At 59.3% G+C, this 13,447-nt stretch carries 10 protein-coding genes; 3 read left to right on the top strand and 7 right to left on the bottom strand.

Going from position 1 to position 13,447, the window contains the following annotated elements:
- Positions 1–42: 42 nt before the first annotated feature.
- A complete protein-coding gene (gene xsc / locus CVU60_01545; protein ID PKN43068.1) occupies positions 43–1,788 on the bottom strand; it encodes a sulfoacetaldehyde acetyltransferase in 1,746 nt (581 codons plus the stop codon).
- 356 nt (positions 1,789–2,144) lie between these two features.
- Here xsc and CVU60_01540 point away from each other — a divergent pair, with 356 nt between their 5' ends.
- Positions 2,145–3,590 (top strand): sigma-54-dependent Fis family transcriptional regulator, encoded by a 1,446-nt coding sequence (locus tag CVU60_01540; protein PKN43409.1) that lies wholly within the window; start codon positions 2,145–2,147, stop codon positions 3,588–3,590.
- Positions 3,591–3,747: 157 nt separating this feature from the next.
- On the opposite strand, the gene modA is transcribed toward CVU60_01540, so the two are convergent.
- Positions 3,748–4,497: a molybdate ABC transporter substrate-binding protein gene (modA, locus tag CVU60_01535; protein ID PKN43067.1), complete on the bottom strand. Its 750-nt coding sequence runs from the start codon at positions 4,495–4,497 to the stop codon at positions 3,748–3,750.
- 169 nt (positions 4,498–4,666) lie between these two features.
- On the opposite strand from modA, the gene CVU60_01530 reads away from it, so the two are divergent.
- Complete coding sequence (locus tag CVU60_01530) at positions 4,667–5,803, top strand: integrase (protein PKN43066.1); 1,137 nt, start codon at positions 4,667–4,669, stop codon at positions 5,801–5,803.
- Between the two features lie 54 nt (positions 5,804–5,857).
- Here CVU60_01530 and CVU60_01525 read toward each other — a convergent pair whose 3' ends face one another.
- From CVU60_01525 to CVU60_01515, 3 genes are all read right to left on the bottom strand, one after another.
- Positions 5,858–6,637, bottom strand: coding sequence for an ABC transporter ATP-binding protein (locus tag CVU60_01525; protein ID PKN43408.1), 780 nt, complete (start codon positions 6,635–6,637; stop codon positions 5,858–5,860).
- A 47-nt stretch (positions 6,638–6,684) separates the two neighbouring features.
- Complete coding sequence (gene modB / locus CVU60_01520; protein PKN43065.1) at positions 6,685–7,362, bottom strand: molybdate ABC transporter permease subunit; 678 nt, start codon at positions 7,360–7,362, stop codon at positions 6,685–6,687.
- 545 nt (positions 7,363–7,907) lie between these two features.
- Positions 7,908–8,792, bottom strand: coding sequence for a Tim44 domain-containing protein (locus CVU60_01515; GenBank protein ID PKN43064.1), 885 nt, complete (start codon positions 8,790–8,792; stop codon positions 7,908–7,910).
- Positions 8,793–9,023: 231 nt separating this feature from the next.
- Between CVU60_01515 and CVU60_01510 the strand changes: the two genes are divergently transcribed.
- Complete coding sequence (locus CVU60_01510; protein PKN43063.1) at positions 9,024–9,281, top strand: hypothetical protein; 258 nt, start codon at positions 9,024–9,026, stop codon at positions 9,279–9,281.
- Positions 9,282–9,346: 65 nt separating this feature from the next.
- Here the strand turns inward: CVU60_01510 and CVU60_01505 are convergent, their stop codons facing one another.
- Both CVU60_01505 and CVU60_01500 read right to left on the bottom strand, forming a co-directional pair.
- Positions 9,347–11,935, bottom strand: a complete 2,589-nt coding sequence (locus CVU60_01505) for a hypothetical protein (protein ID PKN43062.1) — start codon at positions 11,933–11,935, stop codon at positions 9,347–9,349.
- The gene (locus CVU60_01500; GenBank protein PKN43061.1) at positions 11,853–12,998 is read right to left on the bottom strand and encodes an ABC transporter substrate-binding protein; all 1,146 of its coding nucleotides are present in this window, start codon (positions 12,996–12,998) and stop codon (positions 11,853–11,855) included. The genes CVU60_01505 and CVU60_01500 overlap by 83 nt, the downstream gene beginning before the upstream one ends.
- Positions 12,999–13,447: the final 449 nt, after the last annotated feature.

Raw genomic sequence — 13,447 nt, 5'->3', positions numbered from 1 at the left:
CAGTGGACCCGCCCCGGAGGGAGGCAAGCCTGTGGCTGACTTTTAGGCTCCGGGGAAGTGCTTCTTGTCCAGATGCTCGTACTTGGGCAGGAAGCGGGTCGGCAGGGCCAGAGCGTCGCGCCGGAAGGGCGGGGCCAGGCGGGTGCCGTCGGTCATGACCTCGATGACAGCCGGACGTCGGTTCTTCCTTGCAGCGTCCAGGGCTTCGGCCAGGTCCTTCTGGGTGTTGACGACGTAACCGTCGGCACCCATGGCCTCGGCGATCCGCGCGTAGGACTTGGACCAGATGTCCGCGCCCACGAAGCGGTTGTTGTAGAAGTCGATCTGGTTCTTCTTTTCCGCGCACCAGGCGCCGTTGTTGTAGACGGTGGCGATGACCGGGAGATTGTACTGAACGGCGGTCGGAACCTCGAAGAGGCTCATGCCCCAGGCGCCGTCGCCGACGATGGAGACAACGGTGTCCTCGGGACAGGCCAGCTGCGCGCCCAGGCCGGCCTGATAGGCGAACCCGGTGTTGCCGAAGGTCAGCGTGGCCACATGGCGCTTGGGCTGGTTGAAGCGCAGGTAGCTGTTGGCCGTGGAGGATGTGTTGCCGATGTCCGTGGTGGCGATGGCGTTGGTGTCAGTGATGAACCTGCCCACGATTTCCAGGGCCTTGCGCGGGTGCATCCGGCCTTCGATCGTGGGTTCGTCGGCGATGGCGGCGATCTCGGCGTACCAGTCCGCCAATTCTGCCTTGACCATGGTGTACGTCGAGCTCAAGTCCTGCTTGGCGGGAACGGCGGCGCGCAGGCGGGCGAAGAGTTCCTCGGAGGCGTCCTTGGCGTCGGCGCACAGGCCCACTGCCACTGGGTGCGTCTTGGCGATGTGGCGCGGGTTGATGTCGATCTGCACGATCTTCGCCGTCTTGGGGAAGTAGTTGATGTCGTACTGGGGCAGGGTGCCGAAGTAGGACAGGCGGGTGCCCACGGCCAGGATGACGTCGGCGTTCTGCAGGATGCGCATGGCCGCCTTGGAACCCATGTAGCCGATGGGGCCGGTCCACAGGGGATGCTCATAGGGGAACGCGTCGTTGTGCATGTACGTCGTGGCCACGGGTGCGCCGAGGTGTTCGGCCAGGGCCTTGATGGTGTCGATGCAGCCTGCATCCACCACGCCGCGCCCGGAAACAATGACCGGATTTTTGGCGTTCTTCAGCACTTCAACCGCAGCGGCGAAATGCTCCGGGTTGCCGATTCCGCCCGGGGCTACCCGGTACTGGGAGGGGTGCAGAATATCTTCGTCGATCTCGCCGTAGAAATAGTCGCGCGGGATGTCGACCAGCACCGGTCCACGCTCGGCGTAGGCGATGCGGAAAGCCGTGCGCAGGATGTCGGCGGCGCGCTTGGGGTGTGGCACGCGCAGGGAGGCCTTGGTGATGGGCTTGAAGAGGTTCCAGGTGTCGCATTCCTGGAATCCGTCCCAACCCACGGAGATGGAGCCTGCGCTGGGCGAGAGCACGATCATGGGCGTGTGGGCCATGTTGGCCGTGGCCACCGCCGTGACGAAGTTCGTCACGCCCGGCCCGTTCTGGCCGATGACGACGCCGGCCTTGCCGGTCAGGCGGGAGTAGGCGTCTTCCATGTGTCCGGCAGTCTGTTCATGGCGTACCGATATGAAGTCTATTCCGGCTGCGGGAAACAGGTCGAGCAGATCCATGAAGGCCGAACCGAGGATGCCGCCGACATGGTTGACGCCTTCCTGGACCAGCACTTCCGCCATTGCTTCGCTGGGTGTCATTTTAGGCATGGGATGATTCTCCTTTGCATGTAGATTTTGATTATTGTTCACGACAATTGAGTTCCTATGAGCAATGCGCGAGCCAAGTTCGGGGAGCGAAGGGGGCGAAAAAGCCGGAACCAAGGCAGGGCCGGGGCTAAATTCTTTTTTTCACAAGCTGTGGCGGGGTTTGTTGCGGACCGATTTTAACAGGTTGTCTGTATAGTGTCCGGATTTTTGTACAGTGTCTGGACAGTAGTGTTTGATTTTCTGGACACTTTTTCTGGACAGTCCCAGCCAAGGCAGGCATGTGCGTGATCAGGGTCGAGAGCGCTCGTACAACTGCACGCAGGAGTGGGGAAGATATGGAAAAGATCGGCGGCGATATGCCTGAGAAACTGTTCCGCAAGATTCTCGACGGGCTTCCAGTTGGGATCTATCTATGTGATACAAAAGGAGAAATTCTGTACATCAACGACGTGTACGCCGATATCCTGGGGACTTCGAAGGAGAATCTGGCGAATAAAAACATCGTCGACGTCCTGCCCAAGACGCGGGCGCTCAGCGTAATGCGCTCAGGGAACGAGGAAATCGGCGACCTGTGCGTCGTCGGCGAGGGGGAAGGAAAGAAGACCACCATAGTCAACCGTCTGCCCATGCGCGATGACGAGGGCATGATCGTCGGTATGGTCTCCATGTGCCTGTTCCGCAACCCTCATGAACTCAAGACGCTGGTCGAGAGGGTCGAGCAGTTGGACAGCAGGGTCAGCTTTTACAGGCGGCGGATGCAGAGCGCCTTGTCGGCCCGCTATACGCTGGACAACATCCTGGGCGACAGCAAACCTCTGCTGTTTGCCAAGAACAGGCTGAGCAACTACGCCCAGACGGATTTTGCCGTCCTTATCCAGGGCCCCACGGGCACGGGCAAGGAACTCTTCGCCAACGCTCTGCACGCATCGAGCCCCCGCAAGGATGGGCCTTTCGTGGGTATCAACTGCGCGGCGGTGCCCATCGAACTCTTCGAATCCGAGCTGTTCGGTTACGTTTCCGGGGCGTTCTCCGGGGCCAGCAAGGACGGCAAGGTAGGGCTCATTGAACTGGCTGACAAAGGGACCCTGTTTTTGGATGAAATCGGCGATATGCCTTTGGCCGCACAGGCCAAACTTCTGCGGGTATTGGAGGAGAAGAGGGTTTGCAGGGTCGGGTCGTCAACGGCCCGTCCGGTGGATTTTCGTTTGGTAGCGGCAACAAATCGTGACCTGCTGAAGGTTGTCGAGGAGGGGAGCTTCCGCGAAGATTTGTATTACCGTGTCAGTGCGTTGCCCCTGCAGATCCCTTCACTGGCGGAGCGCAGATCGGATATTCCGATTATCGCTGCAGCCCTGCTCGCGCGTATGGGGAAGGAGGCCGCAAAGATTTCCGAGGAGGCCATGCACCTGCTCATGGCTTACGACTGGCCGGGAAATATCCGCGAATTGCGCAACACTTTGGTTCACGCCATAAGCGTGGGTGAAGGGCACGCAATAAGGCCTCAAGATTTGTCATCAGCGCTGTTGGCCGGGAGCAGGGCCAGCCGCGCCGATTCGGTCGACGAATTTTCGGCCCGGCATCTCCAGAACTCGGAGGCCTCCGGTACGCGTGAGCCCGAAGAAACGTTCTCCTCGTCGACATCCCTGCAAGCTTTGAACGCGAACATGGAAGCTGAGTTTATTCTGAAGGCTCTTGAACTGAATCGTGGAAATATGGTCAAGACGGCCAAATATCTCAACATCTCCAGGGCCACATTGTACGAGAAATGCAAGAAATTCGGAATTTCGCGTAACAAGGGCTGATTGCATGTTTCACTTTAATAAATTCGGAGAGAACCTCTGCGTCATTTCCGTGAGAGCGGGAATCCATTATTTCAGGTAATCGAAAGAAATGGATTCCCTTCTTCAATGTGACGGCAATTTTGGGCACGGGTCTCTTTCCGGATACTTCCCGTTAAATTTACGGTCTTTTGAACCCGAACTTCGCCAGGATGGCCTGGCCTTCCTCTCCCGTCACGAAATCCAGGAAAGCCTGTCCCATTTCCTTTTCCTTTGAAGCTGCCAGCAAGGCGACGGGGTAGCTGATCGGTTTGTGCCCGGCCAACTCGGCCGCGACCTTGACCTTGTCGGCGCGCAGGGCCGCGTCCGTGGCGTAGACGAAGCCTGCCTGGACTTCGCCTCGGGCAACGTAGTCCAGAGCCTGGCGCACGCTCTCCGCAAGGACGAATTTGGGGGTCAGGGCATCGTAAAGTTCCGCGAGTTCCAGAGCGCCCTTGGCGTAACGCCCGGCCGGGACGGAGTCGGGATTGCCGATGGCGACGAGTTTGACCTGCGCTCCCTTGAGCTCCGCCGCGCCGGTCAGGGGCAGGCCTCCTTCGGCAGGCACGATCAGGACCAGGGCGTTGCCCGCGAAATTGACACGGGTGCCAGGTTCGATGAGTTTTTCGGCCTTGTCCATTGTAACCTGGTCGGCCGAGGCGAAGACGTCAACGGGAGCGCCCTGTTCCATCTGCTTGAGCAGTGCCCCGGAAGAAGCGAAATTCAGGACCAGGGTGGTCCCGGGATGGGCCTTCTCGAAGGGTGCCTTCATCTCCGAGAAGGCGTTGGTCAGGCTGGCGGCCGCCGAGACGAGGAGGTCCCCTGCCATGGCAGGGGTGGACAAGAGGACAATGCAAAGCGACAAAAATGCATGCAATGATTTAAAATTCATGAGAGTCTCCTTTTTTTGTTGCTTTTTTCCTGGCCGGAATTGCAGCTGTTTGGCAATGTGGTCACGCAAGCATGATAAAGCGTGACTGCATTGATCGGGGTGCTGCATATTGTGCATCACTATTAACAGGAAATTATTTGATCGTGTAAATCTGTTGCCTGGAGAAGAAATGCACAAATTGGACCAGCTTGATCCGAATACATTGATGCAACTGGCCTTTATGGCGCAGGAGGAAATAAGGCGCCGTGGGCTGGAAGATCCGGTTGCCGGGGCAAAGCGCGCCCCAAGGGCGGCCCGGATTTTTCAGGTTCCCGATTCGGTCAAGCATCTCGATCCCGGCCAGCTCGAAGCCCTGACGCGCTCATTTCGCGAATGGATGCATGCGGCCCGTGACGCCCGGACCCGTCAGGCGCGCACCCGCATATGGCTCCTCTTCCTCATTCTGCGCTTTACCGGCATGCGCCTCGGCGAGGTTCTTGATCTTGACGATGCGACCGACTTCGACCTTGCCCGGGGGGTGGCCATGGTCCGGGGCGACGCGCCCCGCGAGATCCCCTTGCCTGCCGAGGTCGTGGACGCGCTGGCCCATTTTTTCGAGCATCCCATGAGCATGGAGCTGCGGGGGCAGATTTTCCGCATGGATCAGGGATATGTGCGCCGCAAGTTCTCCGAGCGCGGCCTGGGCACAGGCATTCCCCGCGAACTGCTGAATCCTCGCGTACTCCGTCATTCCAGGGCCGTGGAACTGCTGCGCGGCGGAGTGCCGCTGGCCGTGGTGGACGCCATGCTCGGCCACCAGAGCCCGTCCTCCCAGTATGTCAGTTTTTCCGATGCCGATACACGTCGGATCATGAATCATTACATACTTGAGGAGAAAAAGATGAAGACTTCAGCAAGAAATATGTTCGTCGGTCAGATAAGCGCCATCCGCGAAGGCATGATCCTGAGCGAGGTGGAGGTGACCACGGCCACGGGGCTCAAGGTCGTGTCCGTGATAACCAAGGACAGCTTCGAGAATCTTGGGCTGGCCATGGGTATGACCGTCATCGCCACGGTCAAGGCGCCCTGGGTCGTGCTGGTCAAGGAGGACACCATGCTGAGGACCAGCGCCCGCAACAAGTTCTGCGGCAGGATTTCGGCCGTCAACACCGGTCAGATCGCGGCCGAAGTGGTCGTGGACCTCGCCGACGGCACCAAGATCACGTCGCTGATCACCGACGAGTCCGTGAGCAAGCTGGACCTCAAGGTTGGTGACGACATCTGCGCCATGGTCAAGGCGTTCTCCGTGATCCTGGCGCTCGAATAATCAAGTTTCCCTTATGTGTGGGCCCGGTGCGACTTTTTTTACGCCAGGCCCTTTTCATTTGCAGGTCTGGGCGGCCAGGAACAGGGGATCGAGGATCTGGCGGGGGTTTTCCAATTTGCGCCGGGCCTCGTAGTCGATGACGGAAAGCACCCTGCCGTGGCCGAAAGCGACCAGGGTCTGGGCGAAATGGTCCACGTCTTCAAGGTCGTGACTGACCATGACCATGGGCAGATCGAACCGTTCCAGGATGTCGAAAAGCTCCGCGCGCATCCGTTCCCGCAGGGGCTGGTCAAGGGCGGTGAAGGGTTCGTCCAGCAGGAGCAGGTCAGGGCTTGGGGCCAGGGCCCTGGCCAGGGCCGTGCGCTGGCGCTGCCCACCGGAGATCTGGGCGGGGCGCTGGCCAGCCAGCGCCGTCAGACCGCACAGCTCCAGCAGTTCGTCGACGCGTTCGCGGTGCGCCGCCTTCAGTGGGCCGAAGATGGGCTTGAGGCCAAAGGACACGTTGTCGCGCACGGTCAGGTGCGGGAAGAGGGCGTAGTCCTGGAAGAGCATGCCGATGTTGCGCTTGCGGGCCGGGACGTTCACGCCGGAGGCGGTGTCGAGGAAGGTGCGGCCGCAAACCTCGATGCGGCCGCTGTGGGGCCTCAGCAGTCCGGCCAGGGACATCAGGGTCAGGCTTTTGCCCGAACCCGAGGGGCCGAAGAGGGCGATGCGTCGTCCAGGCGCATCGAATCGGGCTTGCAGGCGAAACTCGGCGCCCGGGGCGGTCACGCGCGTGTCGATGTCTATGGAAATAGTTCGGGCCGTTGCTTTCGGTGCGGTCCGTGGGTGCATGGATGCCTCGGAATGGGAGCTTGCGGTGCGGCTGATCACGAACATGGTCAGGCCTGCCATCTGGGCGTCAGGAGCCGTCCCGAAACCCAGAGGATGAGGGTGCACAGCACGGAGATGAGCAGCACGAGCTGCGCGGCCAGGTCGTCCTGTCCGGCCTGGGTTGCGCTGTATACGGCCAGCGACAGGGTCTGGGTTCGTCCGGGCAGGTTGCCCGCGATCATGAGTGTGGCTCCGAACTCGCCCATGGCCCGGGCAAAGGCGAGCATGGTTCCGGCCAGAATGCCGCGCGCGGCGAGTGGCAGGCAGACGCGCAGAAAGACACGCCATTCCTGGTATCCCATGGTCCGGGCCGCGTCCTCGTACTTGCGTTCCACGCCGCCAAGCGCGGCGCGGGAGGATTTGAAGATGAGCGGGAAGGACACCACTGCGGCGGCGACCACCGCGCCCTGCCAGGTGAAGATCAGCGTCACGCCGAATGCCTGTTCCAGCCAGCGCCCCACAAAGCCGTTCCGGCCGAGCAGCACGATGAGATAATAGCCGAGCACCGTAGGCGGCAGCACCATGGGCAGGCTCAGAATGGAATCAAGCAGTTCCTTTCCCGGGAAGCGGTAGCGGTGAAAGACCCACCCAAGGAGCACCCCGAAGACCAGGGAGGTCAGGGTGGCCAGGGCGGCCACGCGCAGGCTGAGCTGCACCGGGAAAAGAAAGGTCATGTCCATCCGCATTTCTTCCGTTGCCGAGGGTTGGGCGGTGTTCCGCCGTGGGTGGTTACAGAGTCTTGAGCAACAATCGGGCCGCAGGGGCAGAAGTTTCCGACGCCGCGTATCCAAGCCTGAATATCCCTTAGCTTTCCGGCCTGTTGGTCTCAAGGCGGTCACGGTAGTGCGGAAAAGCGTGACCAGCAACTGCGATGATGTCCGCCTCGTGGCGGACGGTTTGAGGTGTCGGCTTTTACATTTTTGCAGCAAGCGACATAAACGTAGTTTTTGCGGGAATGCAGATTTCGATCCGGACCCCGATCAAGGCGGGGCATCCGTGCATGGTTTGAGAGATGCTGCCATAAAGGATTAGGCGGCAGGAGTTTCCATGCTGAGAAGTGGCGCATCGAATGCCGGGATGTGCGTATCCGGCGTCGGAAGATGGGCGTCATGTCGCTCCGGTGCACCGCATTGACCGGGAAAGCAGAAAGCCGTGATTTCGACTGAAAGGTCCACGCAGTGAAGAATCGAAGAGCCGGGGCGGATGACCGTCCCGGCTCTTCGATTTCACCTTAAACTTCCAGCTGCTGTATGCCCTCCAGCGTCCATTGCGCCGAGGTCGCGGTTTCGTCGCGGCGGATGTGCCAGATCTCCCGGATCTGCTCTGAAGGCGCGGCCGGGCCGTCTTCGCGGAGCAGGGCGTCAAAGAGGACGCTGATCACTGTTTCCGTGCCTTCGGTGCGGGACTCAAGCACGCGTGCGTCGACCATCAGGATCTCCGTACGGCCCGGTGTGGGGTCGTCTGTGGCCTGGCGGGCGATTTCCGCATGCACCTCGGGGCTTGTGAACTGGCTGATGTCGTCGAGATCGCGGCGGTCCCAGGAGCCCTGCAGGCGGACGTAGAGGGCCTTGGCTCCTGCCAGGAATTCCTGTTCGTCGACATCCTTCGGCAGGACGGGAGCGCGCTGGACCTGGGGCTCCAGGCGCTGGCCCCAGCCGCCGCCGGACGTTGCCGTGTGTTCGGTACCGGCCCCCTGGAATGCGTATGGAGCGGAATTTGCCGTGGCGACGCGTCTTGATCTGATGAACTTGAAGAGCAGGAAGCCGCCCGCGGCAAGGAGCAGCAGGTCGAGCATGCCGGGGCCGCCGATACCGCCGCCAAAAAGCATGGAGCCGATCAGGCCGCCCATCAACAGGCCGCCAAACATGCCGCCCAGGCCACCAAAACGGGAAGGGGAAGCGGGCGCGGCCTGCTGCGTCATGCCGGGGCTTTTATCCGCTGGTTTCGCGTAGCTCTTGCTGTACGAGGATTTGCTGCCAAACGAGCCGCCTCCGCCCATTCGTTTGGCGTCCGCGATATCGGGCCAGGCAAGGCAGAAGGCCAAGGCGATGATGGGGAAAAAGAGATAGGTCAGGGGGAAAGGCAGGGCAGCGGCGCTGCTGGAAACGTTCTTCATGGAACCTCCGGGGTTTGGCTGGAGGTCCAAAAAAAGACCTCCAGCATGTTTGACATGCTGAAGGTCTTGCTCATCGGTGTAATCCGACGGCAGGGCCAAGCGCGTGAGCGCCAGTATTGTTGACCTTGCCTCGTGGAGCTACTCCCCTTCAAGCTCTTTCATTAGTTGTGTTGCGGTGCGCATGTCAAGATTTTTCGGACTAAAAAAGTCCGAAATGGTCGCCCTCGATCGATGGCCATGACGTGCGCCGCGCCTGTGGATCAGGACCTTGTCATTGCTGACTTTTTTTGCAGCGCTCTTGCCTTGGTGCGCTTTCCCCGCAGAAGGCCGGTCTGCCGGGTGCTCCGTGTTACGGCAACGGGCGCGTGCGTTCTTGACCAGTTTGCGGTACAGGGCGCGTTGCCCGCTCAGATAGAGCAGGAATATAGAAGCACTCAAGGGGGGCTCAATACGGTGCCCTACTTACGTATTTTTGACTTTGATTTTTGATCCACCCGAATCAATCTAGAAACTTAGGCAAATTGTGTCCTGCACCACGGGGCGAGTCTGCTTTCCTAGCGCCGCTGTTCTGCGAGCATTTCGGACATCATCTGCATGAGAGTCTCCATATTTACGGGCTTTGCTACGTATCCGCTCATGCCCGCAGCCAGAAACTTCTCCCGATCTCCGTCCATGGCGTAAGCCGTCATGGCAATGATCGGGATATCCCGTTTGCGGGAATTTCCAGAGCCCCGAATACGCTGGCAGGCTTCGATGCCATCCATGTGGGCCACGGTCACGCTGTGCCCGGACTTTTCCAACAGTCTGCTGATACTGAAAACCGTTGTTTCGTCGTCTTCGGCCAAAAGAATCCGGCGAGACATCTGCGTCTCGGTGCGGCATTCCGCCGTAACATCGTCATCATGAAGCTGCGCTTGCTTGCCGAAGGTCACGCAAAAAGCAACGGTAGTCCCGATTCCCTCCTCGCTTTCAACGGCAATGTTTCCGCCCATGAGGCCCACCAGTTGCTTGCTTATGATCAGCCCCAATCCGGCACCCTGGTGGTTTCGAGTATACCCCTGGCTTACCTGGGTGAAGGGTTTGAACAAATTTTCAAGATCTTCATCCGCAATGCCGCATCCGGTATCTTCAATGGAGAAGAGGACTTTCAAGGTATCATTGCTGCGTGCAGGAAGCGCATAGGCCTCGACGTTCACGTGCCCGCTCTTGGTGAATTTAAAGGAGTTGGCGATCAGATTTGTGAGCACCTGCTGTAGCCTGATGGAATCTCCGACAACCCAAGCCGGGAGGCCAGGGTCGAGATGACGTGTTAACGTGACACCGGTCTGGACTGCGACAGGTGCGAAAAGATCAATGGTTTGAGCCAGCACGCTGCGCAGGTTAAAGCGTTCGGAACGGATGGGCATCATGTTCGCCTCCACCCGGGAGAGGTCCAGAATGTCTGAGAGCAGGCTGGTCAGACGGTTGGTGGACTGGATGGCCAAGGCGCAAAACTGCAATTCTTCCTTGTCCTGCACGGATGTTTTGAGAAGCTGAAGCATGCCCAGGATGCCGTTCAAGGGAGTTCGGATTTCATGACTCATGTTGGCCAGGAATTCGGATTTTGCCCGGTTAGCTGCTTCGGCCTGCTCCTTGGCCAGCAGCAACTCCTTCTCCTCCCGCTTGCGCTCGGTGATGTCCTGGATCATGCCGACGGAGCGGATGACCGTGCCTTCGGCATCCCGCTCGTGGATGCAGCGTTCGATTACAAAACGGATTTCTCCGTTGTCCCTGCGTACAATGCGATGCTCGATCTCGTAGTGAGCCTTGTGTTCCTCAATGGAGGAGGCGTAAGCGTGGCCAACGGCGGCGCGGTCGTCGGGGTGCACGATGGTCAGAAACAGCTCGTAGCTGGGCTCAAATTCGTCCTGCGTTGCGCCAAAGATCCGGTAGACTTCGTCTGACCATGTCAGGCGGTTGTTGGTCAGGTCCAGCTGCCAGCTACCCATGCGGCCGATGCTTTGAGCCTGCTCCAGGATGGCCTGGCTTGTGCGCAGCCGGGCCTGGCTTTCCAGGATAGTCGAAATGGCCTGACGGAATTCCAGTTCTATGAGGCCCAGTTCCAGGAAGGGAGCCGGCGCTGGCGGGTCGGGCTGTTGCGAGGTCGCCAGGCCGGTCATGGACTTTGAAAAATCCACGATTGGGCGTATGATCCGCAGGTTCAGGGTCCGTCTGACCGAGAGGAAGAGGACCAGGAAGTAGGCTACGAGCAGGACTTCGATGGTCGCCACAATCTTGAGGGTGTCGGACATGGCCTGCCATATGTTCGTGGACAGGATGACCTTCCACTTGTGTCCGGGCAATTGGGCGACGGTGTCGGACACTAAGCTGCCGTCCCTGAAGGTTAGCACGCTGAACGCCCCTGTTTCGGACGCTTCCTTGAATATCCGCCAGTCCCCAACGTTGGTTTGCTGGCGCACCAGGGCCATGTCCGGGTGCGCAATGAGGTTGCCGAATCCGTCGGTGACTGCCACCACCGTGCCGTGAAGGTCCAATGAGAAATTTTGCAGATGTTCAAGCAGAGCGTCAAGATTGAGCTCTCCGACTATCATTTTCCCCGAAGCGGTTTTCGCCCGCATGAGGATAGTCAGACTGCCCGTATCGGAAGAATAGAGCGGCCGGGACATGGTCGAGTTCAATTCCGGGGGAAAGAGGACGGGGAAGTCCACCCCCACGAACCCAGGCGGGTGTGTGAACCGCACGATGCCGTCCGCATCGACCAAGACGATGCGCTGGAAACGGGTCAGGGACTCCTGCGTCTGCCTGATGGCTGCCAGGATGTGGGCGGGTTCGCTCCTTTCCTCAAGCCGTGCAAGTGAGGCGAGGTTCGAATGGGCGTCCGAAACGAAGATGTCGAGGTAGCGGCAGAGCGCAGTCGCCATGTGTTTATCGGTATCTCTGGTCTTCTTGACGCCTTCCGTGAGCAAGGCGAGTCCGAGGACAAAGACGACAATGATGCATGGGACCAGCAATTTTACGGCCAAGGTTCCGCGCAACAGAGAAATTGCAGGTAAAGGCGCGTCAGCGGATCGTTTCATGGGTTCGGAAGTCTCTTCCGGTGAATTCGATGATGTAGTGGTCCCGGATGACGTCGCCGAATTCATCCAGGCGGAACGGCGCGATGACTCCCGGGATTTCCGGGAGGCTCTCCATGGCGGCCGGAAGCCCTTTCGGATTCCCTGCGGCCTTGAGCATCCCCTGCAAAAAGGCCTGGGTCGCCTCGTAGGAGAGGGCTGCGGCAAAATTCGGGGCATAACCGAAGCGTTGCCGGTAACGCTGCTGGAAAAACAGGTGCTCGGGCCTCGTGTTGTCTTCACTGTATCCCATGCCGAAAATCCATCCTCCGCAGGCTTGACCGCAATCCGTCACGAGTTCCCGGGTGGCCGCCCACATGGCGCTATAGACAGGGATCTTCAGGCTGCGAGATACGAAGGTTTTGGCCAATTTGGAAGCGTCCCGGGAGGAGAGGCTGACAAAGACCGCATCTGGAGCGAGTCGCTCGATTTCCGCAGCGATGGGTTCCCAGGATTTTAGAGACAAGGATTGGATCTCCCAATCCTTGAGCAGCACACCCCCGAGGCGGACAAATTCGGAGCGGAAAGCGTCCCTGTAAGGGCCTGAATAAGCACCGTTGTCCATGTCGGCGATGATCACCACTGTGCGCAGACCGCCTTTCTCCATACCGTAGCGGGCGAGGGCTCTGGCCCATTGGGAGTTTTCGCTGAGGACCCTGAAGAAGAGGTCCTTTTTTCCCGTCAGCAAGGGCGTGCTCACGGTAGGCGAGATAAGCGGCAAGCTGTGTTCCGAGGCCTGTTCAAGGGCGGCTTCGGCCACGCCGCTGGTCATGGGGCCGATGACCGCCACGGCGTTGACTGCGGCCAGCCTGCCCACGGCCTGGCGGGCGCCGTCGGGCGTATTGAGGTCGTCCTCGGCCATCAGACGGAATGTCACTCCCGGGACCAACTTCCGGGCGTTTGCTTCTTCCAGGGCCAACTGTGCCCCGTTGCGCCCCTGAACGCCCAGGTCGGAATACTTTCCTTCCAACGGGCCGAGAAACCCGACTGTCACTTCCGACTGGTCCGAGCAGGCCTGCAAGACCAGGCAAAGGAGCAACACAGCGAGGCGTATGCGAGTGATGGTTCCTTGTGATAGTGGGCAGGGGTACATTTTATTTTGCGGACTGGTTGTTTGGTTGAGTTGTGGGTGTTCCAGGCGCCTTCAGTCCTCGCCGTTTTAAGCATTTGGCTTGGGAAACACGAGAACGTTGCTTCATACAGAAAACATCCCCCTTGAGAAAGTTCCGTGCCTTTTAATCATTTGAATAGCTCGGACTCGTCTTGGCGGGTGAGCGACCTGCCGGATCTCTAGCTGCCATTTTGCAGCGTTGCAAAAGCGGACTCATATCTGAATCAAAAAAATATACCATAACACCCGGATTCACAAACGCTATTTTATGTAATTCTTCTGGATAGGAACAGAGAATCTATGCTTTTTGCGCGGATTGGGCTTGGGGAGATGAGAAGTGGCTCAGTTTATTTGAACAGATTCGCCTGATTTTTAGGTGGAATCTCCGCCATTCTTACATCGCCATTTTTACCAGGGGCATCTGTTCGGCA

This window comes from Deltaproteobacteria bacterium HGW-Deltaproteobacteria-18, assembly GCA_002841885.1.
GTDB lineage: Bacteria > Desulfobacterota > Desulfovibrionia > Desulfovibrionales > Desulfomicrobiaceae > Desulfomicrobium.
Note: the sequence above shows the minus strand (reverse complement) of the source record. Positions and strands in the feature narration are given on the sequence as shown.

Coding starts and splice junctions, on each gene's coding strand:
- CVU60_01530 (PKN43066.1), top strand. CDS start 4,667: ATGCACAAATTGGACCAGCTTGATCCGAATACATTGATGCAACTGGCC.
- CVU60_01515 (PKN43064.1), bottom strand. CDS start 8,792: ATGAAGAACGTTTCCAGCAGCGCCGCTGCCCTGCCTTTCCCCCTGACC.
- CVU60_01505 (PKN43062.1), bottom strand. CDS start 11,935: ATGAATTCGGCGACGTCATCCGGGACCACTACATCATCGAATTCACCG.
- CVU60_01510 (PKN43063.1), top strand. CDS start 9,024: ATGGCCATGACGTGCGCCGCGCCTGTGGATCAGGACCTTGTCATTGCT.
- xsc (PKN43068.1), bottom strand. CDS start 1,788: ATGCCTAAAATGACACCCAGCGAAGCAATGGCGGAAGTGCTGGTCCAG.
- CVU60_01500 (PKN43061.1), bottom strand. CDS start 12,998: ATGTACCCCTGCCCACTATCACAAGGAACCATCACTCGCATACGCCTC.
- modA (PKN43067.1), bottom strand. CDS start 4,497: ATGAATTTTAAATCATTGCATGCATTTTTGTCGCTTTGCATTGTCCTC.
- CVU60_01540 (PKN43409.1), top strand. CDS start 2,145: ATGCCTGAGAAACTGTTCCGCAAGATTCTCGACGGGCTTCCAGTTGGG.
- modB (PKN43065.1), bottom strand. CDS start 7,362: ATGCGGATGGACATGACCTTTCTTTTCCCGGTGCAGCTCAGCCTGCGC.
- CVU60_01525 (PKN43408.1), bottom strand. CDS start 6,637: ATGCACCCACGGACCGCACCGAAAGCAACGGCCCGAACTATTTCCATA.